The 1,249-nt window shown below is 38.0% G+C and carries 2 protein-coding genes and 1 pseudogene; 2 read left to right on the top strand and 1 reads right to left on the bottom strand.

Annotated features, from left to right (window positions below; translation table 11 throughout):
• Nucleotides 1–223: pseudogene (locus DYY66_RS13400) on the bottom strand (hypothetical protein); the annotation flags it as partial.
• A 122-nt stretch (nt 224–345) separates the two neighbouring features.
• Between DYY66_RS13400 and DYY66_RS12675 the strand changes: the two are divergent.
• Entirely contained in the window at nt 346–579 is a 234-nt protein-coding gene (locus DYY66_RS12675; RefSeq protein ID WP_166290104.1) for a hypothetical protein, read from the top strand.
• A gap of 86 nt (nt 580–665) precedes the next feature.
• Nucleotides 666–1,249, top strand: a 584-nt coding sequence (locus DYY66_RS12670; RefSeq protein ID WP_166290102.1) for a hypothetical protein, incomplete at its 3' end; no start/stop codon positions are given.

The following is a 1,249-nucleotide window of genomic DNA, read 5'->3' as shown; positions in this document are numbered from 1 at the left end:
TATCAATGTCATCGATCATAACATAAATGAAATTATCTTGGTGTGCACTCCGCAATTTAATTTCAGTTCCATCATCATAAGAAAAACTATTGAGACTTGACGCCTTCCATTCTTCCATAAATGACCATTTACCATCAAAAATAATGTTATGCATTTCTGAAGAGAGTGTTATCATTACTGGTTCCTCTGCATAAGCACTTGATGTACCTAGTGCAAGAAACAAGACAATTAAAAAATAATATTTGGTTTGCAAAATTTCTAGACGCCTCGATTAATTATGAACAAATGCATTTTAAACTTCACCTTATTGGACAAGTTTATAGACAGTGGTACCCACATCGATATATGAAAAAGTCTGCTTCCATAGCAATAATTATTGTAGGGATAGTTGTTGTTGGTGCTGTAATAGCGCTTTCTTCTGGCGGTTTTAATGATAGAAACAATTCTACTAATACACAAAATAATGTAGCAAATACATCTCAGAGTAATAACGGTACAAATGTTGGATCCAATCAAAATATAGCCGGCAAACATTTCACAGTTACTCTAGAAGAGCAGGTAGGAGTAAAACAAAAGTAATTCATGTCAAAAAGTTCCAATTTGGAACCCTATTTGACATGGTAATTTCCAACATATCTAATAATACCAAGTAGTTAAGACAAATAATGAATCATCTAAAAACTATGGGACTCTTTGGCATTGTTGCCATAGCAGTTGGTATAGTTGGGATAAATAGCGTAGATGCAAACACATTCAGTGTTGCAGATACCAAATCCAATTCAGGTGAAAACACCGCCTTACTTGGTCACATAATTCTGACCGTAAGAGACTCACAGGGAAACATAAAGGAATATGCACAAACTGACAACGTGGTAACTGCAACTGGCCACAACTGTGCTGCAAACTTGCTCTTCGGAACATCATTTGCAAATTGCACTAGTCCAGCAGTAGCCAAGTACATTGCACTTTCGTCATCCACAACAGCTGGAAATTATAACGCAAGTGCAACTGCATTAACAAGTGAGCTTTCTGGAAACGGCTTGTCAAGAGTAGCAGGAACTGAGACAGCTAACCAAGTAGCTACCGGTGGAACTAACAGCGCTATCGCACAACTCGCAAACACCTTCACATATTCTGGTGGTTCTGCACAAACAATAGGTGGTGCAGGATTACTTGATGCAGCATCGACTGGAAACCTGTTTGCAGATAGACAGTTCAGTAGTTCAGTAACCCTGAATACAGGCGACCA

Origin of the sequence: Candidatus Nitrosotalea sp. FS (assembly GCF_011319475.1) — an archaeon.
Lineage (GTDB): Archaea > Thermoproteota > Nitrososphaeria > Nitrososphaerales > Nitrosopumilaceae > Nitrosotalea.
This window is presented reverse-complemented; position numbering and strand designations above follow the sequence as displayed.

What these genes read in the sequence shown, in the direction of transcription:
- DYY66_RS12675 (WP_166290104.1), top strand. Translation starts at nt 346, where the DNA reads ATGAAAAAGTCTGCTTCCATAGCAATAATTATTGTAGGGATAGTTGTT.